Raw genomic sequence first — 24,480 nt, forward strand, 5'->3', positions numbered from 1 at the left:
GACGGCGTCAGCCGGCCGAGCTGCGCGCCAACTCGGCGCGCAGCTCGGGCAGGTGCTCGTCCGCGTTCTCGTGCGGGAGGTACTCGACCACGTCGAGGAAGCGGAACAGCACCCGGGTCGCGGTGACCCCGTACTCGTAGTCCCCGTACCCCACCACCGCACCCGTACCACCGCGCGCGGTGCCCCGCACGACGGCCGCGGTCAGACCGTCCGGGGCGCCGTCCGCCGTGGTGCGCCGACGGGCGTTGGGCCGGGCCAGGTACGGGCAGACCATCGAGGCGTACAGCATGCACGCCCGGTGCCCCGGCCCCTCCATCGTCGGCGCGAGGTTCCGGTACGGCCGCCCGGCGGCCAGCGCCTCCGCGATCGCCGCACTCTCCGCAGCCCCGACCACCCGCCACACCGGCCCCTGCGGCATCAGCTCGTCACACACCGAGCACCGCCGCTCCAGCGCGCAGTTCGCGCTGCGGCCGTAGTCGGTCAGCGCGAACTGCGGCTCACCCTCTTCCCACGGAGTGATCGCCGGGACGGGATACCCACGCCCATCACGGGGCCGGCCCTCGACGGCCGGCGGCATCGGAACGGATTCGAAGCGCACGCGCCATGCTTACCACGGCCCGCCCTCGGCGAGGAAAGTCGGTGGCACCCGGCTCACGGCCCACGTGGGCGCGGCAGCTGTGGGTGCGGGGGGGGGACGGGGGCCGGCACCGCGTGGTGCCGGCCCCCTGTCGTCGAACCGGACGGATGGTCAGTTCCAGATGCCGGCGATGTCGTTGCCGTTGGCCGCGTTGCCCGCGTGGGTCGTCAGCCCGGCCAGGTCCTCCAGGGTGCGCAGGACGTCGTAGTGGTTGTAGGTGGTGGCGGTGGTGCTGCCGGGAGCCACGTGGGCGCCGGAGACGATGGTGGGGATGCGGTTGCCGGCCAGGCGGTTGTCCTCGTCGAAGGTGACGAGCAGCAGGCTGTTGTGGCTCGCGGCCCAGGTGGCGTAGGCGCCGAGGTTGGTCATGAGCCAGGTGTCGCCGGTCTTGACCGAGCAGTCGTGCATGTCGCTGCACAGGTTCGGCACGACGAAGGACACCTTCGGCAGGGTCGTGTAGTCGGTCGGGAACTGGCCGAAGGTACGGGCCGAGTTCAGCGCGACGTTGCCGAAGCCGAACCACGGGTTGTGCTTCTGCGCGTAGTTGCCACTGCTGCACACCGTGCTGCCCTGCGCGGGCAGGGACTCGTTGTAGCTGCCCCACGTCTTCCCGGCGGCGGTCAGCTCGGAGGCGAGGTTCGGCGCCTGGAGCCCGCCGACGGTCACGCAGCTGTCGTCGGTGACGCCCTGCGTCGAGCCGGAGAACAGCGCGTAGTAGTTCGGCTGGCTCGGGTGCGTGATCGCGTACGACTGGGTGAGCGTCGCACCGCCCTTGGCCAGGGAGTTGATGTACGGCGCGCTGCTGCTGCCGATGACCTGGGTGTAGGCGTGGTTCTCCATGACGACCACGATCACGTGGTCGGGGGCGGGCAGGGCGGCGGCCTGCGCGGCGGGCGCGGTGGCCGCCCACAGTCCGGCGGAGGCGGCCACGAGGGTGGTCGCCGAGGCGACGGCGGTCGCGGTGCGGCGAGAACGCGGGCGGGTGCGCAGGCCGGTGCGCGGGCGGGGCATGGCGAGCTCGGGCATGACAGGTCCTCACGGGGGATGGGAACGGGTCCGGCGGGCGGCCGCCCGGCGGCGGTGCGGCCGGGCGGCCGCCCTACGGTTTGTTCTGTGCTCCTGCTGCGGGACGTGCGGAACGTGCGGGGTGGCCGGATCGGCCGGATCGGCCGGACGTGGTCTAGTACGGCTGGCCGTTGGCGAAGTCGGTCGCGAAGGTCGACTCGATCGTGTTCAGCACGCCGGAGTCGGTGGTGATCAGGCCCAGCTCGCGGTTGTTGTTCAGCGAGTTGTCGGAGAAGTTCTCCGAGCCGGCGAACACCTTGGCCGTCGACGTGCCGTGGTCCGCGACGATCGCCTTCGCGTGGATGTACAGGCCCGTGGTGGACGAGTACGTGACGATCGAGCCGCCGGCCGTCGTCACCTCGTCGAAGTAGCTGCCGTACGAGTCGGGGTTCATGCCGACCACGCGCACGGTGACGCCACGGCTCGCGGCGGCGGCGACGGCGTCCACCAGGGCCTGGTCGCCGAACTCCAGCTCCTGCACGTCGAGGGAGGTCTGCGCGCCGTTGATCAGCGCGAGCAGGCGGTCCTGCGAGTCGGTGGGCGACCAGACCAGGTTGTCGCCGTCCGGCGGGGTGATCGAGGTCTTCGCGTAGTCCGCGGCGAAGACCTGCTCGATCGCGGCGACGTCGTCGGCGTCGGAGTCGAAGACGCCGTAGTCGCGGCTCGACGAGTAGTAGGTGGAGTCCAGGTTGCCGGTCAGGACGAGGGACTTGGAGCCGTCCACGGTGACGGTCTTCTGGTGGGTGTAGACGTACGCCGACGAGGAGTACGTCACGCCGACGCCCGCCGCCTTGAGCGCGGAGTAGGCGGCGCCGTTGACCGAGGTGTGCCTGGCGTCCAGGATCACCCGCACCTTGACGCCCGCCCGCTGCCGGCCGATCAGGGCGTTCACCGCGGCGGTGTCGCGCAGCTCGTACATCGTCACGTCGACCGACCTGGTCGCCGAGTCGATGAAGTCGTAGACCAGGGTGTGGTTCTGGTCCGGGAACACCACGGCCGCGTACGTGCCGGCGACGGTGTCGGCCTGGGCGGTGCCGGCTATCGGCACGACCGCGGCGGCGGACAGCAGGACGGCGCAGGCGCGGCGGGCCGTGCGGGGCAGGGGCATGCGGGACAGGGGCATGCGGACTCCACGTCGGTGAGGTGGGGACGGTGTGGGGGCACACGGGCGTGTGGGACGTGCGCACAGGGCGCTTGAGGTCTTCGGGGCAGCTCGACGGTGCTGGACGTGCGCTCGGGGCAGCTCGACGGTGCTCGACGGTGCTTGAGGTGTGCCGAACAAGCATGCGGCCCCTTGGTTTACGCGAGTAGATCCCAGCAGGTAAAACCTTGACCGCCGTTCGGGAAACGGATTGTGGAGGCGACCGCGTTCACCGATCGCTCACATTGCGACGGCGGCCCCGGACAGCGATAGTGGATCTTCGAACGACGCGGCCGGACGCCGCGTCAGCCGATCGGAGAACAGAGGAACATGGCGAAGATGAGGCTCCTACGTCCCCTGGCCGTGGCCGCCGCCGGTGTCGTCCTGATCGCGACCGGCGCCGCCCAGGCCGCCGCCGACCAGGGCACCCCGAGTGCGCCGGAACCCGACACCGCCGCGGTGCTCGCCGCCCTGCAGACCACCATGAAGGCGGGCGCGCCCGGCGCCTTCGCCGTCGTCCGCGACCACGGCGACCCGTCGCTCGACCGGACGCTGACGGTCGGCAAGGCCTCCCTCGACGGCACCCCGATGAAGGCCGGCTGGCGGTTCCGGGTCGGCAGCAACAGCAAGATGTTCGCCTCCGTGCTGGTCATGCAGCTCGCCGAGCAGGGCCTCATCGACCTCGACAAGCCGCTGCGCGACTACCTCCCGGCCGGCACCCTGCCCGACGGCTGGACCATGACCGGCCGCCAGGTCATGGAGCACCGGGCCGGTATCTACGACCACACCAACGACCTCCTCGAGCAGCCCGGAGAGGAGACCACCGCCGCGTTCGAGGCGCGCATCCGCACCAACGTCTACGCCCCGGCCGACCTCGTCGCGATGTCCGTCAAGCACGGCATCCAGTACACGCCGGGCACCAAGTACGCGTACTCCAACACCGACTTCGTGCTCATGGGCCTCGCCGTCGAGAACCTCACCGGCCGCCCTTACGCCGACGTCCTCCAGGAGCGCATCCTCGACCCGCTGGACCTGCGCGACACCTCCTTCGTCGTCCCCGACCCGAAGATCCGCGGCGCCCACGTCACCGGCTACCTCACCAACGACGACCGCACCAAGCCGCTGCTCGACTCCACCGAGCAGACCGCCTCCTGGCTCTGGGCCGCCGGCGGCGTCACCTCCTCCGCCGAGGACCTCGACACCTTCCTGACCGCTCTCATGGCGGGCAGCTCCGGCGGACTCGTCTCCGACGACTCGCTGCGCCAGATGGAGGCCGCGATCGCGACCCCGAGCGCGAAGATCTCCTACGGCCTCGGGCTGCGCCGCATCTCGCTCAGCTGCGGCGACGTGTACGGGCACGGCGGCATCGTCCAGGGCTACCAGACCCAGTCGTTCACCACGCCGGACGGGCACCGCACGGTCGTCGTGTTCGCCAATGCCTCCAACAACGGCTCGGTGACGCAGGGCCTGATGGGCGCGCTGGAGCCGGCGTTCTGCGGCAAGAAGCCGGCCGCCGCCTCGCCGCGGGCCACCGTCCGCTCGGCGGTGCCGCGCGACACCGCCCCGGCCGCGACCGACACGACGATCCCGGCGGTCGAGGACAGCCGGATCTGAGGCAGGCCGTGCGGTGACGGGCCCAGCGCCCGAGCGATGACGGGCGCTGGGCCCCGGCCCGTGACGGGCGCCGGGCCTCAGCCCGTGACGGCCGCCGCACCCGGCCGGCGACGGCCTGGCCGGCCGTCCGCGCTGAGGTCCGTGAGCGCTTCGGTGAGGAGCTCACGCGCCTCGTCGGCGCGGCCCTGCTCGATCAGGGCCGTGCCGAGCTCCGTCAGCGTCTTCGTCATGCTGTCCGGGCGGCCGATCGTCTCGAAGTGCGTCAGCGCCTGGCGGTGGGCCTTCTCGGCGGCCGGCCACTGCTTGAGGGCCGCGCGGTCGAGGCCCAGCTCGTAGGCCGTCATCCCCGCCAGGAAGTGCATCAGCGGCGTCTCCCAGCGCTCCACCAGTTCCAGCGCCCCCGCGAGCGCCAGCCGGCGGGACTCCACCGCCTCCTCCGCGCGGCCCGCGTCGCGCAGGCAGTTGGCGGCGCCGCGCAGCGTGACCAGCCGTCCGATCCTGGCGGCCCGGTTGTCCACGGACGCGAACGCGTCGGCCGCCCGGTGGTAGCTGTCGGTGGCCTCCTGGTGCCGGTGCAGCCGGCGCAGTCCGCTGCCGAGGTAGGTCAGCGCCCAGCCCTCCTGCTCGCGGTCGCCCAGGGAGCGGGCCAGCTCCAGGCCCTCGCCGGCCAGTTCGATGCCGCGCTGGTAGCGGTGCAGGCAGGTGACGTACGTCCAGGCCAGGTAGTTCAGGTGGACGGTCTCGGCCTGCCGGTCGCCGAGGGCCCGCGCGGAGTCGACGGACAGCTGGAAGACCTCGCCCCAGATGTCCCAGCTCAGCAACCGGTCCGAGAACCAGTGCATCGCCTCGGCGGTGTCCACCACCTCGCGGTGCCGGCCCGCCCCGGCCGCGCGGTGCATGGCGGCCAGCCACTCCGGGTGCTCCTCCTCCAGCCAGCGCGCCGCGTCCGCGATCGTCTCCGGGGCCGTCGCCGGATCGGGGTCACCGGACGGCAGCTCGCCGTCGCTGTCCGGCACGAACCGCAGACCCGCCGCCGACGCGCGAGCCAGCACTCGCCCGGCCGCGGCCAGTTCGGCGGCGCGCACCTCCTCGGGGCTCTCGTCGGCCGTGAGCCGCTCCCCCGCGTACAGGCGGACGAGGTCGTGCAGGCGGTAGCGCTCCGGGGTGGTGAGCTGGACCAGCCCGGCGTCCGTCAGCTCCTCCAGACAGCGCTCGGTGCGCACCGCGGACAGCCCCGCGTACATCGCGGCGACGGCCGCCGTGAAGTCCGGCCCGGCGGTCAACGCGCAGCGGCGAAGCACCAGTTGGGACTCGGCCGGCAACCGGCGGTAGGACAGGGCGAAGGCCGGGCGGACGGCGAGGTCCCCCGTCTCCAGCAGGTCGAGCCTGTTCTCCTCGGCCGCGAGCTGCCGCACCAGGCGGCTCACCGGCAGCTGCTCGCGCGCCACCAGGCGCTGGCCGGCGATCCGCAGTGCGAGTGGCAAGTAGCCGCACAGGCGGGCGAGTTCTGCCACCGCGTCCGGTTCGGCGGCGATCCTTTCCCGGCCGGCGATCCGGGCGAGCAGCGCGGCCGCCTCGGTGGGCGCGAGGGCGTCCAGGCGCAGGCGGTGCACCGACTCCAGGCCGGGCAGGGCGTTGCGGCTGGTGACGATCGTCAGGGCCGGGCCCGAGCCGGGCAACAGCGGGCGGACCTGCGCCTCGTCGGCGGCGTTGTCCAGCACGAGGACGAGCCGGCGCTCGCGCACCAGGGCCCGGAAGAGTCCGGCCCGCTCCTCCGTGCCGGCGGGGACGGCCCCGTCGTCGACGCCCAGCGCGCGCAGGACCTGGCCGAGCGCGTCCCGGGCGGCCAGCGGGGCCGGGGCCATGCCGGCGAGGTCGAGCGAGAGCTGGCCGTCGGGGAACCGGTCGGCCAGGCGGTGGGCGGCGTGCAGGGCGAACGCGGTCTTGCCCAGGCCCGGCTGACCGCTGACCAGCAGCACCCGGGGGTGGGCCGGGTCGTCGTCCCGTACGAGCTCGTCCAGGCGGGCGAGGGCGTCCGCGCGGGCGGTGAAGTCGGCGATGTCACGGGGGAGGGCGAGGGCGCCGGGGAGCACGGGGGCCGCAGGGGTCGCGGGGGCCGCAGGGGTCGCGGGGGCCGCGGATGCGGGCTCGGGGGCCCTGGTGGCTTTGGCCGCGGACGGGCCGGCCTGCACGGGGACGGTCGTCGTGCGGGTGCCGCGGGGGCGTCCGGACTGGGCGGCCCGCTCCAGGGCCAGGGCGTCCGGCGCACCGAGGCCCAGCGCCGAGGCGAGCGCCTGCACGGTGCGGCGCTGCGGTCCGCGCGTGCGGCCGCGCTCCATGTCGCCGAGGGCCCGCAGGCTCACGCCGGAGCGCTCCGCCAGTTCCTCCTGCGTCAGCCCCGCCCGCACCCGGTACCCGGCCAGCAGTCCGGAGAACTCCTCGCCCTCGACGACCGCGTCCCTCATCGACCCCACCCCTGACCCCGCCCGTACTTCTGCCACCGTTTGTGCCTCAACCACTACACGCAGGCAGAAGTATGCACGGTTTCACGCGGCCCCGGTGCCACGGCACTGCTGGTCAGTGCGTGTGCCGAGGGCCGACGGGGGCGGAACGGCCACCGGGCGCCCGGCCGGGCGGGCGCGCGGGGGCGGCGGCAGAACTGCCGGTAGTTCTGCCTGTTCGCGTCGGGGCGGAACTACGTGGGGGCGGAATTGGAATGGGCGGAAGTGCGCGGAGAGGCGGAACCCGGGGGCGGGGAAGGCTCAGGCGGCGCCCGAGAGCAGGCTGTCCGCGCGGTGGCGGGCGGCGGCGGCGTCGCCGGTGCGGCCCAGGGTCGCCAGGAGGTCGGCGAGCAGGGCGTGCGAGTCGGCCTGGAGCGCCGGGTCGGCGAGTGTCCGGCCGAGGACGACGGCCAGTTCGGCGCAGTCGAGGGCCAGGCCGACGCGGCCGAGGGCGTGCAGCGCGCGGGCCCGGATGTGGGTGGCGCGGACGGCGTCGGCGGTGTGGGCGGCGGCGAGCCGAACGGCCTCGTCCGCGTGGGCGAGGGCCTGGGCCGGGGAGCCGGCGAGGACGAGGGCGTCGGCCAGGTCGATGTGGGCGGCGGCGAGGAGGTGCGCCGTCTCGGGGGCGCGAGCGGCCGCGACGACGTCGGTGAACAGCGGGACGGCCCGGTCGTGCCGTCCGGCGCGGGCCAGCGCGCGGGCGACGCGCGCCCGGGAGCACAGGCTCAGGAGCGGGTCGGCGGTGGCGCTGACGGCCCGGTCGAGGTGTTCGCCCGCGGTGCGGTGGGCGCCGCGCTCGACGAGGAGGACGGCGAGGTCGGTGGAGAGCCGGGCCACGGCCTCCGGGTCGTCGGCGGCACGGGCCGCGCGCAGACCGGCCTCCGTCGTGGCACGCCACCGGGCGCGGTCGTGCTCGGCTCCTTCGCCGGCCACGAGACCGTGGGCGGCGCGTTCGTAGAGCGCGGCGGCGCGGTGGGCCAGTTGCCAGGCCGCGGCCGTCCGCCCGTGCTGTTCGGCGCAGAGCACGACGGCGCGGATGGCGCCCTCCTCGCGCCGGAACCAGGCCGCGCCGTCCCCGCCCTCGGCGGACCTCGCGGCGGTCGCCTCGAGGTAGTGGTCGATCAGGCGGTCGAGCGCGGCGAGTCGTTCGTCACACCCGAGGTCGGCGGCCTGCCGGGCGGCGTAGCGGCCGACCAGGGCGGGCCGGGCGTAGCGGCCGGGGGCGTGCTCCTCCAGGAGGTGCACGGCGTCGAGGCGGGCCAGGTGGGCGCGGGCCTCGGCGGCGGGCAGGTCGCCGAGGGCGGCGGCGGTGGCGGCGGCGATCTCGCTGCCGGGGTGGAGGCCGAGGAGGGTGAACAGCCGGGCGGTGGCGGGGTCGAGCGCGCGGTGGGTCCGGTCGAGGGTGGCGGCCATGCCGAGCGGCCCGCGACCGGTGCCGGTGAGGGTGGCCAGGGCGGCCTGGTCGTCGGCGAGTTCGGCGGCGAGGTCGGCCAGGCCCCAGCCGGGGCGGGCGGCGAGCCGGGCGGCGGCGAGGCGCAGGGCGAGCGGCAGGCGGTCGCAGCGTTCGGCGAGTTCGGCGGCGGCCGCGGGTTCGGCGGCGAGCCGGGCGGGGTCGAGGGTGCGGGCGAGCAGGGCGGCCGCGTCGTCGGGGGTGAGCGCGTCGACCGGCAGGGGGACGGCGCCCTCGCGGACGACCAGGTCCCGCAGGCGGTGGCGACTGGTGACGACGGTGACGGACACATCCTCGGAGAGCCCGGCGGGCGGGGCCGGCAGAAGGGGTGCCACCTGCTCCGCGGAGCGGGCGTCGTCGAGGAGCACCAGCACCCGGCGCCCCGCCAGCAGCTCGCGGTAGCGCTGGACGCGTTCGCCGAGCCCGGTGGGGACGGCCGGTTCGCCGAGGGCGGTGAGGAACTCGGCGAGCACCTCGGCCGGGTCCCGGGGCCCGGCTTCGCCGAATCCGTCGAGGTCGGCGTGGAGGAGGCCGTCGGGGAACCGCTCGGCAGCCCGGTGCGCCCAGTGCTGGACGAGGGCCGTCTTGCCGACGCCGGCCGCGCCGGTGACGAGGACGGGCCGCCCGCCGCGGGCCGGCGCGAGGGCGTCGTCGAGGCGGCGCAGGTCGGCCGCGCGGCCGACGAACCGGCGGTCGGCGGGCGGGAGTTGGAACGGTATTGCCTTCGGGCGCGGCGGGGCCACGGTGGCACTGGGGCGGGCCAGGCGCTCGCCGGCGCGGCGCAGCTCGGGGTGGGGCGGGCCGTCGAGGCGAGCGACCAGCCGCCCGTACCAGACCGCGGCCTCCTCGCGCCGGCCGGCCTGGTCGAGGCAGGTGACGAGCCGGGCGGCCGGGCCCTGCCGGGTGGGGTGCGCCGTGACGGCCTCGGTGAGCTCGGCGACGAGCTCGCCGCCGCGGCCCTGGCGGCACAGGCCGTCGGCGAGCCGGTCGAGGGCGAGCAGGCGCAGGTCGGTGACGTACGGGGAGGTGCGCTCGCGCAGCAGGGCTGAGCCGCAGTCGGCGAGGGCGGGGCCGCGGAACAGGTCGAGGGCGGCGCGCAGCAGCGGGAGCGCCGGGTCGGCGGGCGGGCCGTCGGGGACCGGAGCGTCGTCCGGGCCCTGCGGGTGGTACGGGCCGAACGAGCCGTGCCGGCCGTCCGGGTGCAGGATCCCGGCGCGTTCGCAGAGGCCGGCGAAGCGCACCAGGTCGACCCGGTCGGGCTCGCCGGTGAGCACGTAGCCGGCGTCGCGGGTGCCGAGGGCGAGGCGCTCGCCGCCGCCGTCCGCGGTCTGCTCCTCCCCCAACGCCTGGCGCAGCACGGCGACATGGCCCTGGAGCGCGGCGCGGGCGGTGGGCGGCGCCGCGCCGTCCCAGACCAGTTCGATCAGTTCGTCCGTGGCCACGACCCGGTTCAGCCGGACGGCGAGTGCGCTGAGCAGGGCGCGCCGCTTGGGCGCCGAGGGCGTGACGAGCGTTCCGTCGTCGCGCCGGACGGCGACCGGTCCGAGCAGGTCGATGCGCATGCGGCCCCTCGTCTGGCTGATCGGCTCGTTCGCCGGCGGGTGGATCGTCTGCGGGTGGATCGAGTCGTCCGAGGATAGGCCGGATGGGCCGGGCTCCGCACCGGTGCGAGTTCCGGCCGGTTCGTGCCATCATGTTCGCTTCTCGGCCGGTTCGGTTCGGATCCGTCCGGTCCCGTTCGATGAGCGATCGGGGCGACGCCCACGTTGACTACACTGCTCCACCCCGGGACCGACCGGCCCGGGAGTCGTGGGGCAAGGTGGGGCGGCGCGTGGGAATTCGACTCCTCGGTCCGGTGGAGCTGGGGACCGGGGGCGGCGGGTTCGTCGCGCTCCAGGGCGCGCAGCGGCGGGCCGTGCTCGCACTGCTCGCGCTGCACCTGGGGCGGGTCGTCGGGGTGGACGCCTTCTGCGAACTCCTCTGGGACGACTGGCCGCCGGCCAGTGCGCGGGCGGCGCTCCAGGGACACGTGGCCGCGCTGCGCAAGCTGCTCGCCGCCGGGCCCTTCGTGCTCCACACCCGGGCACCCGGCTACCTGTTGACCGGGCCCGCCGAACTCGTGGACGCGCTGCGCTTCGACGACCTGGCGGCCCGCGCCGCCGCGCTGGCCGAGGCGACCGGCGCCAGCGCGCCCAAGGCCGGTGCGGCGCTCGCCGAGGCGATCGCGCTGCTGGAGCAGGCGCTGCGGCTGTGGCGCGGTCCGGCGCTCGCCGACCTGCCGGACACGGCGCTGCGCGGCACCGTCGCGGGCCAGCTGGAACAGGCCCGGACCGCGGCCCTCGTCTCCTGGGCGGCGCTGCGGCTGCGGCAGGGCACCGGCGCCGCGGCCGTGCCGTCGCTGGAGCAGAACGTGCGGACGAACGGGCTGCGCGAGGAGGTGGCGGCGCTCCTGGTGCGCTGCCTCCACCAGGCCGGACGGCCCGCCGACGCGCTGCGGGCGTACCACGAGGCGCGGACCCGGCTCGACGGCGAACTCGGCATCCGGCCGGGCCCCGCGCTCCAGGCGGCGCTCGCCGAGGTCCTCGCCGACGACGACGGCGACGAGGCGGGCGACGGCGCGGGCGAGGACGACGCCTCAGCGGACAGGCGGTCGGCGCAGGAGCCGCCCCCTTCTCCGGCGATCACCGAAGCCGGCACTCCCGTGCCCCGCCGCCTCCCCCGCCGCCCGCTCGACTTCGTCGCCCGCGAACCCGAACTGCACTGGCTGGACCGCGAATGCGGCCCCGACCGCACCGGCGACGGCCTCGCCCTCGTCGTCGGCCCGGCCGGCGTCGGAAAGAGCGCACTGGCCCTCACCTGGGCGCACACCGCCGCCGCCGGCTACCCCGACGGCCACCTGCACGCCGACCTGCGCGGCCTCGACCCGGCCGGACCGGCCGACCCCGGCGAGACGCTCGGCGCGTTCCTGCGCGCGCTGGGCGTCGACGGACCCGCCCTGCCCGCCGACCGGGCCCGGCGCGCCGCGCTCTACCGCACCCTCACCCGGAACCTGCGCCTGCTCGTCGTCCTCGACGACGCGGCCGACGCCGACCAGGTCGCCGACCTCCTCCCGCACGGCCCCGGCTGCGCCGCCGTCGTCACCGGCCGCGGCCCGCTCGAGGGCCTGGTCGCCGCCGAGGGCGCGGCCCTGCTGCGTCTGGCACCGCTGCCCGCGTCCGACGCGCTGCGCCTGCTGGAACGGGTGTTGACGCCCGGACGCGTGCAGGCCGAAGCGGAGGCCGCCACCCGGCTCGCCGCGCTCTGCGACCACCTGCCGCTCGCCCTGCGGATCGCCTCCGCCCGCCTGGCCGCCCGGCCGGACTGGACGATCGCCGCCCTCGTCGCCGACCTCGCGGACGAGTCCACCCGGCTGGCCGTCCTGGAGGGTGACGGCACGCTCGGCGTCTCGGGCGAGCTGCTCCGCACCCACCGCCAACTGTCACCGGACGCGGCCGAGTTGTTGACCGTCCTGGCCGCCCACCCGGCCGGGGAGGTGGACGTCCTCGCGAGCGCGGCCCTGCTCGGCGCCGAGCCGGCCACCGCCCGCCGGGCCCTGGGCGAGCTCACCGCCCACCACCTGCTCACGGGCACCCCGCACGGGCGGTACGGCCGGTCCGGCCTCGTCCGCCTGTTCAGCGCGGAGCTGCTCGGCCGGCGGCCGGCGGCCGACCGGCAGATCGCCGCCGAGCGGCTGTTGGACTACTACGTGGAGGCCTCCCGGGCGTGCGCCGAGCACCTGGAGCCCGGTCAGGAGACGTACGGCGGGAGCGTCCACCACCCGCCTGCCCTTCCCTCGCCCGCCGGGCCGCGGGCCGCGATCGACTGGTTCCGGGCCGAGGAACCGACCGTCCGCGCCCTGGTCGCCTCCGCCGGCCGGAGCGACCCGGCGCGCGCCTGGCGGCTGGCGGCCGCCAGCGAGCCGCAGTATTACGCCGCCGGGCTCTTCACCGAGTGGCTGAGCTGCATGACCGCGGGCCGGGAGGCCGCCGAGCGGTGCGGCGACCGGGTGGGCACCGCACGGATCGGCGTCGCCCAGGCCAGCGCCCTGCTCGGCCTGCGCCGCTACCAGGAGGCGGTCGAGCGCGGCCGCAAGGCCCTGGCCGGCACCCGCCCCGAGGACGGCGCCGTCCACCTGCGGGCGCTCAACGCCCTCGCGGTGTCGAAGGCCCTCGTCGGCCGCGCCGAGGAGGCCACCGCACTCACGGCCGCCGCGCTCGCGTTCGCGACCGGCACCGGCGAACCCCACCGCCTGTCCGCCACCCTCGCCCACGGCTCCCAGGTCAGCCTGCTGGTCGGCGACCGGGCGGGCGCCCTCCGGCAGGCGCGCGAGGCCCGCAACCTGCTGCCCGGATCGACGGTGACGATCTGCCACCTCTGGTCGATGCTCACCGAGGCCCACGCCCTCCAGCCGGTCGCCGACGAGGAGGCCTGCGAGATCGCCTGGCGCCGAGCGCTCGCCGCCTGCGAGGAGGCCGGGCTGCTGCACCTCCTCGCGCTCGCCGAGCAGTCCTACGCCTCCTTCCTGGCCGGCCACGGCCGGGCGCTGGAGGCCGTCGGACGCCTCCGGTCCGCGCTCGACCGCTTCCGCGCCGACGGCCGGCTCCCGTCGTCCATGGGCGGCTTCGTCACCGCGATCGAGGATCAGCTCGACGCGCTGACGCACCGGCACCCCTGACGATCCGCCAGATCCAGTGCCCTGGTGGTGCGTCAGTTCAGCGCGGCCTCGGCGACGCACCCGCGATCGGCCGCCGCCTTCGGGGCGTATCCGTGCTCGGCCGCCGCCTTCGGGGCGTATCCGTGCTCGGCCGCCAGGACCGGGCGCATGGCACGGATCGCGTAGAAGTTGCGGGACTTGACCGTCCCCGGCGGCACCCCGAGCTTCGCCGCCGCCTCCACCACCGAGCGGTCCTTGAGGTGCAGCTCCACCAGTACCTCGCGGTGGTGCTTCTGCACCCGCCGCAGCGCCAGGGCGATGTCCCGGGAGGCCACCACCCGCTCGTACGGGTCCTCGGCGACCGGCTGGTCCTCGACCGCCTCGCCGAGCGCCTCGGGCGCCCGGGACGCCGCCATCCGGTAGTGGTCGATGGCGATCCGCCGGGCCACCGTGAACAGCCACGGCCGGCTGTGCTCGGGGCCGGCCTTCAGCGCCTCCGGGTTCTGCCAGGCGCGCAGCAGGGTCTCCTGGAGGATGTCCTCGGCCTTGCCGCGGTCGCCCCGCGTGGTGCGCAGCAGCACGTTCAACAGGTAGCCGCCGTGCAGCCGGTGGATCTCGGCGAGGTCCCGCGGGTCGAGGGTCGGACGCCCCGCACCCTTCGCGGTGGGTGCGGGACCGGCGTGCTGAGCGGCGGAGGCGATCGGAACGGCTGGCTGCTGGGACACGCACTACCTCACAGAGGGGTCGGAGTCAGGGGACAGTCCGACCGGATCCCCCCGGCGGCTGTGACCACAGGCTGTCAACGGCCGCCAAGGATGCGCCAACTCCGCGCCAACGTCGCTCCCCTCGCCGCCCCCTGGGGGGCTTCAGGCCGCGTCCCGCTCCTCGTTGAGGGCACGGACCAGGTCCTGCACGCCGTCCTCGCCGCGGTGCTCGATCAGTACGGCCACCCAGGTGGTGAACCGCTCCCGCTCCCGTGCCGACCAGTCCGGCGCCGATGGGTGCTCGTCCACCACCATCGCCGCAGCGAGACCCAACAGGCCGGGCGAGGACACCGGCCGCCAACGCCCGGACGGCAGCCCGTGCAGCGCCAGCCGGCGGGCGACGGCGATCACGTGCTCCGCCGCTCCCGGCGGCACCGGCAGCGCCGGTGGCCCCGGTACGACCTGCGCACCCTCGGCCAGCAGCGCCGCGATCAGTTCACGCGGTTCCGCGCGGTCGGTTCCCATGTCTCGTCGTCCTTCCCCCGTCCCGGTCCGGGACTCATTCGGTCGTTCCGTCGGGGCCGCCCGGCACGGGCCGGACGTCCCCCGGAGACGGTACCGACTGGTAGCCCGGTCCGGTCGGGGGTTTGCGGACAGCGGAACCCGCGGGCCGGGCCCGGTCGCCACCCGGCCCGCGGCTGGGCGGCGTGACCTAGAACGTCGTCCAGTCGTCGGCGCCCGGCGTCCCGAGCGTGCGGATCCGCTCGCCGTCGCGGTCGTCGAAGGTGTCCTTGGCGATCTCGAACGCCCTGCCATCGGGCCGCAGGCCGTACAGCACGACCTGCTCCTTGCCGATGCCGGTCAGCGACAGGTGCTCGCACTGGTGCGGTGCCACGACGTGCGTCGAGAAGCCGCCCCGCTTCGGGAACACCGCGTACGACGGGTAGTTTCCGCCGGAGCACAGGGTGAAGTTGTCCGCCGGCTGGGCCGGGACGCCCGGGACGACGGGGACGGTCGGCTGGGCCGGAATCCTCGGCACCGCCGGGACGGTCGCCGCCTGCGCGACGGAGACTCCGGTGAGGCCGACCAGGCCGACGGCCGCGAACAGCAGGCCGGCGGCACGGGTGGTGGAGCGCATGGGTTTCCTCCAAGCGTGATCAGGACGCGAGGTGCGCCCTGACCAGCTCAACGGGCCTCCCGCCGAACGGGGTTCAGCGGCGGCCCGGCAGGCACGGCCCGTCCTGCCGATTGAACCCGGCGCGCACCGGCCGCCGTAGTTCCGGCTGGGCGCGACAGCGGAACCCGCCGGCCGGCGGCTGGGCGGCGTGACCTAGAACGTCGTCCAGTCGTCGGCGTCCGGCGTCCCGAGCGTGCGGATCCGCTCGCCGTCGCGGTCGTCGAAGGTGTCCGTGGCGATCCGGAACCGGGCGCCGCCGGGCCCGATTCCGTAGAGCACCACCTGCTCGTCGGCGATGCCGTCCAGCCGCAGCGAGGTGCACCCGCCGGCCGGGACCTCGTGCGTCGCCATGTTCCCCCGCTTCGGGAAGACCGCGTAGGAGGAGTAGGTGCCCTTGGAACACAGGACGAAGTTCGGGCCCGGCGCCCGGGTCGGCACCGTGGTCGGCGTCGCCGCGGCGCGGGGCGTCCGGTCCGACACCGGGGTCGAGGCCTGCGCGGTGGTGACGCCGGCGAGGCCGGCGACACCGACGGCGAGCAGCAGGCCGGCGGCACCGGCGGTTCGGGTGGTGCTGCGCATGGTTTTCTCCAGGTTCGATTCGGGTGCGTCCTGACCAGCTCAACGGGCCTCCCGGTGAACGGGGTTCAGCACCGTCCCGGCGGGCACGATCGGTGCTCCCCGTTGAACCCGCCGCGCACCGGCCGCCGTAGTTCCGGCTGGGCGGGCCGGGCCGGGCGAACCGGTCGCCCGGCTCCCGTGCGAGCCGGTCCGGGCCGGTCGCCGTCAGCCGAACCAGCGGGCCAGCGCCGCGTCGAGCGGCGTGCCGTCGGTGTCGGTCCAGGCGAGGTAGCCGTCGGGGCGCACCAGCAGGGCTCCGGCCCCGTCGACGTCCTCGTCGGTCTTCGCCAGGACCTGCTCGACCCGGTCGGCCCGGTCGCCGACCGGCCTGCGCCTGCCGTCCAGGGACAGCAGCAGGCCGCGGCCTGAGCGCATCAGCGAACTCGCCCTGACCGGCCCGTCCTCGGTGGTCAGCTCCAGGTCGATCAGCCTGGGGCCGACGCCCGGGTAGCGGAGGTCCAGGCCGGACATCATGCCCGAGACGTACCGGTGGGCGTCGGGCAGCCGCAGCAGGTCGGTGACGATCTCGCGGACCGTGTCGATCTCCTCGTCCCGCCCCGGGTTCATGATCACGCCCTGCGCGCGGGTGTGGCGCAGCACGCGCGCGGCGACCGGGTGCCGCTCCGCGTGGTAGCTGTCGAGCAGCCCGGCGGGCGCCCAGCCGTTGATCGCGCCGGCGAGCTTCCAGCCCAGGTTGACGGCGTCCTGGACGCCGAGGTTGACGCCCTGGCCGCCGATCGGCATGTGGATGTGCGCCGCGTCCCCGGCGAAGAACACCCGTCCCTCGCGGTAGCGCTCGACCTGGCGGACGGCATCGCCGAAGCGGGAGGCCGCGCGCAGTTCGCCCATGACCGTCTCGGGGCCGTACACGGCGTGCAGGGCCTCCTGGACCTCGTCGGCCGAGACCGGCGACGCGTGGTCCGGGCCGTCCCCGGAGAGCTTGCCGAACAGCATCCGGTACAGGTCCGGGCCGATGGGGTGCAGGATGGTGTGGAAGCCGTTGTCCGACCGCGCGAACGCGCTGAAGTGTCCGGGCTCGGTACGGACCTTCGCGGAGCACGAGACGAGCGTGAGGTCCGCGGCCACGGCGGACATCCGGCGCTCCCGGCCGGGGAATGCGACGCCCAGCAGCCGGCGGACGGTGCTGTGCCCGCCGTCGCACGCGACGAGGTAGCGGCCCCGGATCGCACCGCTTCCGCCGTCCTGCGAGCGCCACTCGGCGGTGACCGCGTCCGCGTCCTGCGCGACGGCCGTCACCTCGCGACCGCGCAGCACCGGCACGCCCCGCTCGGCGAGGAGCCCTTCGAGGTGCGCCTCCAGCGCGACCTGCGGGACGGCGACCGGGTGCGGGTAGCGCGTGCGGAACGGCGCGCAGTCCAGCTCGACCGGCAGGCCGGCGAAGTGCCCGCCCGAGCTCTCCCCGGCCGGCAGGTCCGCGAGCAGCGGCTCCGACAGCCCCCGCAGGTCCAGCACTTCGGCGGTGCGCGGCTGGAGGCTGCCCGCCCGGGACTGGGTGCTGCGGGCGAGCAGCTTCTCCGTGACGACGACCGGTATCCCGGCCAGCGTGAGCTCGTGCGCCAGCATCAGCCCGGTCGGGCCCGCCCCCACGACGATGACTTCGGTCTGCACAGCAACCTCCGAAAGAAGAACTGGGTGCAATTCTGCACTCAGTCTACCACGGGGTAGACTGAGTGCATGAATCAGCAGATGGGCCTGCGGGAACGCAAGAAGGAACGCACTCGGGAGACGATCGCGGCGACCGCGATCCGCCTCTTCCTCGACAAGGGCTTCGACCAGGTGTCGATCACCGAGATCGCCGAGGCGGCGGACGTCTCCCGGCGCACCCTCTTCGCCTACTTCCCGACGAAGGAGGACCTCGTCCTCCAGCGCTTCGCCGACCACGAGAGCGAGGCGGCCCGCATCGTCCGCGCCCGCCCGGACGGCCAGGCCCCGCTGGAGGCGCTGCGCACGGCCCGCCTCGCCGCCCTGGCCGCCCGCGACCCGAACACCGGTCTGTGCGACGACCCCGAGGTCATGGCCTTCCTCCGCCTGATCACCGGCACCGAGAGCCTGGCGTCCCGGCTCGTCCGCTACACGGCACGCGGCGCCGAAGCCCTCTGCGCGGCCCTCCGGGAGGCCGGCGTCGACCCGCTCGCCGCACGCCTCGTGGCCGCCCAGGTGATCGTGGTGGAGCGCGAACTCGCCATCATGAACCAGGAACACCTGGCCGCCGGCACCTCCGCCGACGACCACTACCCGACGGCCGTCCAGGCGACCGAGCGGGCCTTCGACCTGCTGAGCAACGGGCTGGGCTAGCGCCGACCGGGTCGGGGAAGTGCGGCAGCGCGGACAGCGGGGACGGCGGGGGCAGCGGGGACAGCACGCTGCACTCGCGGGAAGGGTCTCGGTCGTCAGATCGCATACCGGGACACCGTCGGCCCAGCGGAGACGTTCACCCGTCCGGTGCGTCCCAGCCGGCCGGCGGGGGTGAGTCCGGACGCCCGGGTTCCGGACTACGGCTCGGGCTACGGCGCGTCGTCGGCCTTGGCCGGTTGCCAGCGGCGGGCGCGGCCTCGGGGGGAGACGGCCCCGGCGATGGCCACCAGGCCGATGGTGCCCAGTGCTGTCAGGGCCACCCCGGCGGCCTGGGCCGGCGCCCCGGACGAGGGGCGGGGCGGGGGCATCGCCAGGGCGGATGTGGACGGGGTGGTGGGGGGTGGGGCCGGGGAGGTCTCGTGGTCGAGCGTGGTCGTCACGGCGGAGACCAGGTCCACCGTTCCGTAGCCGAGTTGCGGGTCGGGCAGGGGGCCGGCCGGGCGGTAGGCGGTGGCTTCGAGACGGGCCGTCAGCTGGTCGGCGGTCAGGGCGGGGCGGTAGCCGAGGACCAGGGCCGCCGTGCCGGCGACGAAGGCCGTCGCGAAGCTCGGGCCGGTGCCCGTGTAGTAGCCGCCCGCCGCCGGGCCGGGGCCGGTCACGGCGTCGCCCGGGGCGGCCAGGTCCACCCGGCCGCCGACCGCCGCGTTGTCCGGGAGCGCCCCGGCCGGGCCGAGGTCGCGGACGGCGAGCACCTCGGGGTAGGCGGAGGGGTAGACGGGGGCCGGTTTGGTCTGCGCGCTCGGTGCGGTGTCGGGCGCCGCCGGGGCGACGACCAGCGCGCCCTTGGCCCGGGCCCGGCGCACGGCCCCGGCCAGCGCGTCGCTGCCCTCGGGGACGGTGACGCCCACGGCGATGACGCGCGCGCCCCGGTCGGCCGCCGCCGTGATGCCCTGAGCGAGCCGGTCGGCGGTGGTCGTGCCGGTGTCGTCGGTGACGCCCACCGCCAGGACCCTCGCACGGGGCGCGAGGCCGGCGAAACCGGTGCCGTCGCGGCGGTCCGCGGCGATCAGCCCGGCCAGGAAGCTGCCGTGGCCGACGCAGTCGTGGGCCGGGTCGGCGGCGCCGTCGAGCTTCGGCGCGAAGTCGGTGCGACCGACGAGCAGTCCGGAGCCGTCGCCCACCCCCGAGCCGAGCACCGCGACCGTCACGCCGTCGCCGCGGCTCAGTTGCCACACTCGGTCGGGCCGTAGGAACGTCTGCGGCCAGGGCATGAGTTGGGTGCCCTTCGCCGACGTGGGCAGGCAGCCCGCGGGCTTCCCCGACGCCTCCCGCCGCACCTGGCCGACGCCCGGCAGGGCTTCCCCGGACGAGGAAGGCGTGGGCGCGGGCGTGGACGTGGCTGCGGGCGTGTCGGCCCACGCGGCTCCCGCGGGAAGCAGCAGCGCAGCGGCCAGTGCGGTCGCGGAGGCCCGCGCTGCGAGGGGCCGTCGGCCGGCGGTGGTCGGGGAGGGGGTCGGCAGCGCGAGCACATCCCCACACGCGTCCCCCACGGACGCCGACGCCCCGGCTGCCAGTCCCCTCCCTTCCCGGATCCACCGGCCGACGGCGGTCATGGGGGTGGCCGCCTCGTCCGTCCCGGTCCCCGTGCCATCGCTCACGCGAAGCTGCCGATGCGCTCGGACGGGATGTCCTGCGGCAGCAGGAGGCTCAGTTCGTCGAGGTCCGCGATGTCCAGGCGGGACAGCCGGCCCGCCTGGCGGGTGATCATCGCCTCCAGCACCTGGCGCGCGAAGCGGCCGTTGCCGAAGGAGTTGTCACGCGGGACGGCGAGGAAGAGGGTGCTCAGGGCCGTCAGGGTCTCCGGCGTGCAGGTGTAGCCGGCGGCTTCGGCCTGGAGGCGCACGATGGTGATGAGTTCGTCGTCCGAGTAGTGGTCGAAGGTGATCTCCCGGGAGAAGCGGGAGGCGAGGCCGGGGTTGGAGGCGAGGAAGCCGCGCATCTCCTCCTGGTAGCCGGCCACGATGACGACGACCTCGTCCCGGTGGTCCTCCATGAGCTTCATCAGCGTGTCGACCGCCTCCTGGCCGAAGTCGCCGCCCCCGCCGTGCCGGGGCGTGAGCGTGTACGCCTCGTCGATGAAGAGCACGCCGCCGCGGGCGCGTTCGAAGGCGTCGCGGGTGAGCTGGGCGGTGTGGCCGATGTAGCGGCCGACGAGATCGGCGCGGGCGGTCTCGATGAGCTGGCCGGTGGGCAGCACGTCGAGTTCGGCGAGGAGTTCGCCGTACAGGCGGGCGACGGTGGTCTTGCCGGTGCCGGGCGGGCCGGAGAAGACGAGGTGGTGGCTGATGGTGGCCGCCGGGAGGCCGGCCTCGACGCGACGGCGGGTCTGGCGGGTGAGGTTGACGAGGTCCTCGACCTGTTCCTTGGCCGCCGTGAGGCCGACCATGGCGCGCAGCCGGTCCAGCAGGCCGGGCGACGACGGCTCCTGCTCGCCCGCCGCGGCCCGGGCGACCGCCGCCGCGGCCTCCTCGCCGACGTCGGCCGGGAGGAGCAGGGTGAGGTCGGCGTTGTCGATGTGTTCGAGTTCGGCGAGCCGGCCGGCCTGCCGGTCGACCATCTCCTCGAACACCTTGCGCGCCGCCCGTCCGTTGCCGAAGTCCGGCCCCTTGGCCATCCGTTCGAAGTGGACGGCGAGGGTCTCGCGCGTGCCCTCGCCGAGTTCGTAACCGTGGCCCGCGGCCGCCCGCTCGACGATGGTGGTGAGTTCGTCGTCGCTGTAGTTCTCGAACTCGACGGTGCGGCTGAAGCGCGAGGCGAGGCCCGGGTTGGAGGCCAGGAACTCGCGGATCTCCTCCTCGTACCCGGCGACGATCACCACGAGGTCGTCGCGGTGGTCCTCCATGAGCTTGACGAGGGTGTCGATCGCCTCGCGGCCGAAGTCCGGTCCGCTGCCGCCCGATCCGGCGGACAGCGTGTAGGCCTCGTCGATGAACAGCACGCCGCCGAGCGCCTCCTTGACCACCTCGGTGGTCTTGAGCGCGGTGCCGCCGATGATGGAGGCGACCAGGTCGGCGCGCGCCACCTCGGTCAGGTGACCGCTGCGCAGCACGCCGAGCTCGGCCAGAATGGCGCCGTAGAGGCGGGCGACGGTGGTCTTGCCGGTGCCGGGCGGTCCGGCGAAGACGAGGTGGCGGCTCATCGGGAGGGCGGGCAGGCCGGCCTGTTCGCGGCGGCGGGCGAGCTTGTTGAGGTTGACGAGCGTGGCGACCTGGTCCTTGACGCCCTCCAGGCCGACGAGGGTCTGCAGGACGGCCTGCGGGCCCTGCTCCTTCACGTCCGCCACGGGGGCGGCCGGGCCGTCGACGGGTGGCGCTTGCGGATCGGCCTCCCCGCCGACCGGGGTCGCGGCCGCGGCGGTGGCCGTGCCGTGGGCGTCCGGGGAGCGGTTGTCGCGGCTGTCCAGGTGCTCGACGGCGAGCCGTTCGGTCGGCTCGGTCTGGCGCAGGCCCGCGCCCTCGTTCTCGGCCACCAGGCAGTCGCTCAGCCGCACGGGCTCCGCGGACTGCGAACGGACGCCGTCCACGCCGTTGTTGGTCATCCGGCAGCCCGTCAGGGTCGCCCGGGCGCCGGGGAGGAGGTGCAGGCCGTGCCGCCGGTTGGCCCGCAGGCCGGTCCGGGTGGCGGTCAGTTCGCCGTCGTGCTCGACGCTCACCCCGTCGTACGCGTTGTCCTCGGCGTCGACGTCGCGCAGCGTCGCGACGCCCTCGGCACCGACCGAGATCCCGCAGCCCTTGCCGCCGCGCACGGTGGTGCCGCCGACGTACGTGTTCGCGCCGTCCTCGATCCGCACGCCGTCCCGGCCCGAGTCGACGACGGTGGCGTCCTCGATCCGGCCACGCCCGTCGCGCAGCACCTCGACGCCGTGCCCGGCGGCAGCCGTGACGGCGAGGCGGCGCAGCAGCGGGTTGGCGCCGTCACGGACGACGACACCGGCGCCGGCCGCGTCCCGGACCTCCAGGCGGTCGAACTCGGCCGCGCTCTCTCCGGTCAGCTCGACGCCGTCGCTCTCGCCGTCGCGCACCACCGTCCGGACCAGACTCGGTCCGGAGGACTCCCCGACGTGGATGCCGGCGAGGGTGGCGGACGTGACCTCGCAGTCCTCGAACGTGCCGCGGGCGCGGCCGGCGACGTGCAGGCCGTTGCCCTGCGTGCGGACGGCCCGGCAGCGGCGCAGCAGCGGGTCGGTGCCGTTGGTGAGCACGTAGCCGTGGGCACGCACGGCGCTGACGGTGCAGTCCTCCAGTTCCACGCGCGCGGTGGAGCCGATGAAGACGCCGAGCGCGCTGTCGCGGACCTCGGTGCGCACCACGCGGGTGGCGCTCTGCTCCTCGAGGGCGATGGCGGGCTTGTCCGTCGCGGAGATCTCGCAGTCCTCGATCACGCCGCGGGACTCGCCGTTGGCGCACACGCCGTTGCCCCGGGCGTCGCGCAGCACGCAGCGGCGCACGGTGGGGTTGGCGCGTTCGCCGATCACCAGGGCGGAGGTGCCGAGGTGCTCGATCACGCTGTCCTCGATGACGCTCGCGCCGGTCGAGGTCTCCACCAGGCCGGCGCCCGCCGGGTTCACCACGCGGCAGCCGCGCATCGCCAACTCGCCCTGCTGGCGGGTCAGTACGGCCGTCCAGGCGCTGCCCGCCACTTCGCAGTCCTGAAGGGCGAGCTGGCCGCGCGGTACGTCCACGGCGGGCAGCTCCTCGTCCCGCCCCTGGAGCACCAGGCCGGTCAACTGGACCGCCTCGGCCAGCACTTGGAGCACCGAGCCGCGCCGCGGACTGATCCGGACGCTGCCCCGGACGTCCTCGGCCGTGATCGTCACCATCTTGGTGACCACCAGGTTCTCCTCGTACCGGCCGGGGCGCACCGAGATCACCGCGCCGCTGCGGGCCGCCTCGAGGGCCTCGCCGATCGTGCGGTAGAAGCCCGGCTGCGCGCCGGACTCCCGCTGCTCCGCACAGACCGTCAGCACCGCGCGTGACATGCCGGGGGATTCCCTTCGTAGGTGGTCTCTGGTGGGGTCGCGAAATGAGGGGGGAGTTCAGGAGGTGCAGGTCGCGCGGATCGCGCTCGCCGCGTGGTGGGCGTGGGACGCGCCGCTGCCCCAGTCCACGCCGCGGGTGTGCAGGGTGACGGCCAACGAGCCGCTGTAGGAGAAGCTGCCCACGTCCACCCAACTTCCCTGCCTGGAGATCTGGTCGACGTTGAAGGACCGCCCCGATCCGCCGCTCTGCACCGTGTAGTACGTCGGGTGGCCGCCGACCTTCGTCACGTCTCCGCTCGCGGGGACGTAGACGGACAGGGCACAGGTCCGGACGTTGCCCACGGTGAACGTCCACACCACCGAGGCGGTGGGGTCGTCCTTCGAGGCGTCACCGTACATCGGGACGGAGGTGTAGCTCCCGTTGCAGCCGTCGCCGCCCCAGCCGCCGGAGTTGCCGATCCAGCCTTCGATGCCCTTGCTGAACCGGCCGTTCTCCCGGTAGGCGCCCTTGCCACTGCACCCCGGGCCGAGGACGGTCACCACGGGCGGCGGGTCGGCGGGCTTCGCGGGCGGTGGGGCGGGCTGCTGCGGGGCCGGTTGCTGGGGTGCGGGCTGTTGCGGCGCGGGCTGCTGCGGGGCGGGCGCTCCCGGTCCGGGCTGCTGCGGGGCGTTGCCACCGGAGCCGCCGGACCCGCTACCGGTCGAACCGCCCGCTGTGGTGGCCGGGTTGCCGCCGCCCTGGCCCACCGCGCCGGCCTGCCGGGGCGAGAGCACGCCACCGGCTCCGGGCGCACCGGCCGCAGGGGCACCGGCGGGCTGACCGGGGGCGCCCGGCTGGACCGCGTCCGTGGTCGGCGCGCCCGCGGCGGGGTCGCCGACGGGCAGCGCGACGCCCGGAGCCGTGCCACCGGCTGCGCCCGGGTCTCCGGGAGCCGCGCCGTTGCCACCGTTGCCGTTGCCGCCGTTGCCGCCGTCGGTGCCCGGCACGTACCCGCTGCCGCCGTCGCCGCCGCCCTGCCCGTACCCGGGCGGGTTGTCCGCCTGCGCGGGGCCGTGCTTTGGATCGCCCCCGCCCAGCTGCGTGACCACGACGGACGCACCCACGAGCACCAGGCCCACCGCGACGGCGGCCGCGACCATCGGACGCGAGACCCGGCCCGGACGCGGCCCGTCGGCGGCGGCCGTGGCGCCCTCGCGGTCCGCCACGGCCGCCTCCGCGAGCGCCTCCGCCGTGGCGGCCGCGGTCTCGGTGTCCGGGTCGGCCCCCGTCTCGAGAACGGCCTCGGGGCCGACGCCGGGCGGCTTCGGCGGGACGTGCCGCGCCGGCACCTCCGGCACGGCCCCACCGCCCGCCGAACTCGGCCCGGACGCGGACGGGTCGACCTCGACGGTCTCGTCCTGGCCGTCCCCCTCGGCCGCCATGGCCCAGTTCACCACGGGAAGGTGGAAACCTGCGGAGCCCTGCTCCCCCGTGCCGTGCTTGTCCTCGCCCACGCTCATCCCCTGCACTCGACGTCACTCCTACG

16 protein-coding genes are annotated in these 24,480 nt (G+C 75.2%); 3 read left to right on the forward strand and 13 right to left on the reverse strand.

Annotated features, from left to right (window positions below; translation table 11 throughout):
• Positions 1-7 precede the first annotated feature (7 nt).
• The 3 genes from PUR71_RS37015 to PUR71_RS37025 form a co-directional block, all read right to left on the reverse strand.
• The gene (locus tag PUR71_RS37015; RefSeq protein WP_329931645.1) at positions 8-598 is read right to left on the reverse strand and encodes a hypothetical protein; all 591 of its coding nucleotides are present in this window, start codon (positions 596-598) and stop codon (positions 8-10) included.
• A gap of 150 nt (positions 599-748) precedes the next feature.
• Entirely contained in the window at positions 749-1,663 is a 915-nt protein-coding gene (locus tag PUR71_RS37020) for an alkaline phosphatase family protein (protein WP_443077705.1), read from the reverse strand.
• 154 nt (positions 1,664-1,817) lie between these two features.
• Entirely contained in the window at positions 1,818-2,825 is a 1,008-nt protein-coding gene (locus PUR71_RS37025; RefSeq protein ID WP_329931646.1) for a phospholipase D-like domain-containing protein, read from the reverse strand.
• Positions 2,826-3,182: 357 nt separating this feature from the next.
• On the opposite strand from PUR71_RS37025, the gene PUR71_RS37030 reads away from it, so the two are divergent.
• On the forward strand, positions 3,183-4,457 hold the full coding sequence (locus tag PUR71_RS37030) for a serine hydrolase domain-containing protein (protein WP_329931647.1): 1,275 nt from the start codon (positions 3,183-3,185) through the stop codon (positions 4,455-4,457).
• 77 nt (positions 4,458-4,534) lie between these two features.
• Here the strand turns inward: PUR71_RS37030 and PUR71_RS37035 are convergent, their stop codons facing one another.
• Together PUR71_RS37035 and PUR71_RS37040 are read right to left on the reverse strand one after the other, a co-directional pair.
• Positions 4,535-6,922, reverse strand: a complete 2,388-nt coding sequence (locus PUR71_RS37035) for an ATP-binding protein (RefSeq protein ID WP_329931648.1) — start codon at positions 6,920-6,922, stop codon at positions 4,535-4,537.
• A gap of 297 nt (positions 6,923-7,219) precedes the next feature.
• Positions 7,220-9,970: an AfsR/SARP family transcriptional regulator gene (locus PUR71_RS37040; protein ID WP_329931649.1), complete on the reverse strand. Its 2,751-nt coding sequence runs from the start codon at positions 9,968-9,970 to the stop codon at positions 7,220-7,222.
• 269 nt (positions 9,971-10,239) lie between these two features.
• On the opposite strand from PUR71_RS37040, the gene PUR71_RS37045 reads away from it, so the two are divergent.
• A complete protein-coding gene (locus PUR71_RS37045) occupies positions 10,240-13,122 on the forward strand; it encodes an AfsR/SARP family transcriptional regulator (protein WP_329931650.1) in 2,883 nt (960 codons plus the stop codon).
• Positions 13,123-13,154: 32 nt separating this feature from the next.
• Here PUR71_RS37045 and PUR71_RS37050 read toward each other — a convergent pair whose 3' ends face one another.
• The 5 genes from PUR71_RS37050 to PUR71_RS37070 all read right to left on the reverse strand — a co-directional run bounded on the left by PUR71_RS37050 (position 13,155) and on the right by PUR71_RS37070 (position 17,229).
• The gene (locus PUR71_RS37050; RefSeq protein ID WP_329931651.1) at positions 13,155-13,826 is read right to left on the reverse strand and encodes a sigma-70 family RNA polymerase sigma factor; all 672 of its coding nucleotides are present in this window, start codon (positions 13,824-13,826) and stop codon (positions 13,155-13,157) included.
• A 141-nt stretch (positions 13,827-13,967) separates the two neighbouring features.
• Positions 13,968-14,330 (reverse strand): hypothetical protein, encoded by a 363-nt coding sequence (locus PUR71_RS37055; protein WP_329931652.1) that lies wholly within the window; start codon positions 14,328-14,330, stop codon positions 13,968-13,970.
• Between the two features lie 187 nt (positions 14,331-14,517).
• Positions 14,518-14,943, reverse strand: a complete 426-nt coding sequence (locus PUR71_RS37060) for a hypothetical protein (RefSeq protein WP_329931653.1) — start codon at positions 14,941-14,943, stop codon at positions 14,518-14,520.
• Between the two features lie 192 nt (positions 14,944-15,135).
• Positions 15,136-15,561: a hypothetical protein gene (locus PUR71_RS37065; protein WP_329931654.1), complete on the reverse strand. Its 426-nt coding sequence runs from the start codon at positions 15,559-15,561 to the stop codon at positions 15,136-15,138.
• Between the two features lie 204 nt (positions 15,562-15,765).
• Positions 15,766-17,229, reverse strand: coding sequence for an FAD-dependent monooxygenase (locus PUR71_RS37070; RefSeq protein ID WP_329931655.1), 1,464 nt, complete (start codon positions 17,227-17,229; stop codon positions 15,766-15,768).
• Between the two features lie 66 nt (positions 17,230-17,295).
• On the opposite strand from PUR71_RS37070, the gene PUR71_RS37075 reads away from it, so the two are divergent.
• Positions 17,296-17,916 carry a TetR/AcrR family transcriptional regulator gene (locus PUR71_RS37075; RefSeq protein WP_329931656.1) on the forward strand — a complete coding sequence of 207 codons (621 nt, stop codon included), beginning with the start codon at positions 17,296-17,298 and terminating at the stop codon, positions 17,914-17,916.
• Positions 17,917-18,125: 209 nt separating this feature from the next.
• Here the strand turns inward: PUR71_RS37075 and PUR71_RS37080 are convergent, their stop codons facing one another.
• From PUR71_RS37080 to PUR71_RS37090, 3 genes are all read right to left on the reverse strand, one after another.
• Positions 18,126-19,151, reverse strand: a complete 1,026-nt coding sequence (locus PUR71_RS37080) for a S8 family serine peptidase (RefSeq protein WP_329931657.1) — start codon at positions 19,149-19,151, stop codon at positions 18,126-18,128.
• Between the two features lie 419 nt (positions 19,152-19,570).
• Entirely contained in the window at positions 19,571-22,954 is a 3,384-nt protein-coding gene (locus PUR71_RS37085) for a right-handed parallel beta-helix repeat-containing protein (RefSeq protein ID WP_329931658.1), read from the reverse strand.
• A gap of 57 nt (positions 22,955-23,011) precedes the next feature.
• Positions 23,012-24,454: a hypothetical protein gene (locus PUR71_RS37090; RefSeq protein WP_329931659.1), complete on the reverse strand. Its 1,443-nt coding sequence runs from the start codon at positions 24,452-24,454 to the stop codon at positions 23,012-23,014.
• Positions 24,455-24,480 lie beyond the last annotated feature (26 nt).

It is taken from the genome of Streptomyces sp. SP17BM10 (assembly GCF_036322405.1).
GTDB lineage: Bacteria > Actinomycetota > Actinomycetes > Streptomycetales > Streptomycetaceae > Kitasatospora.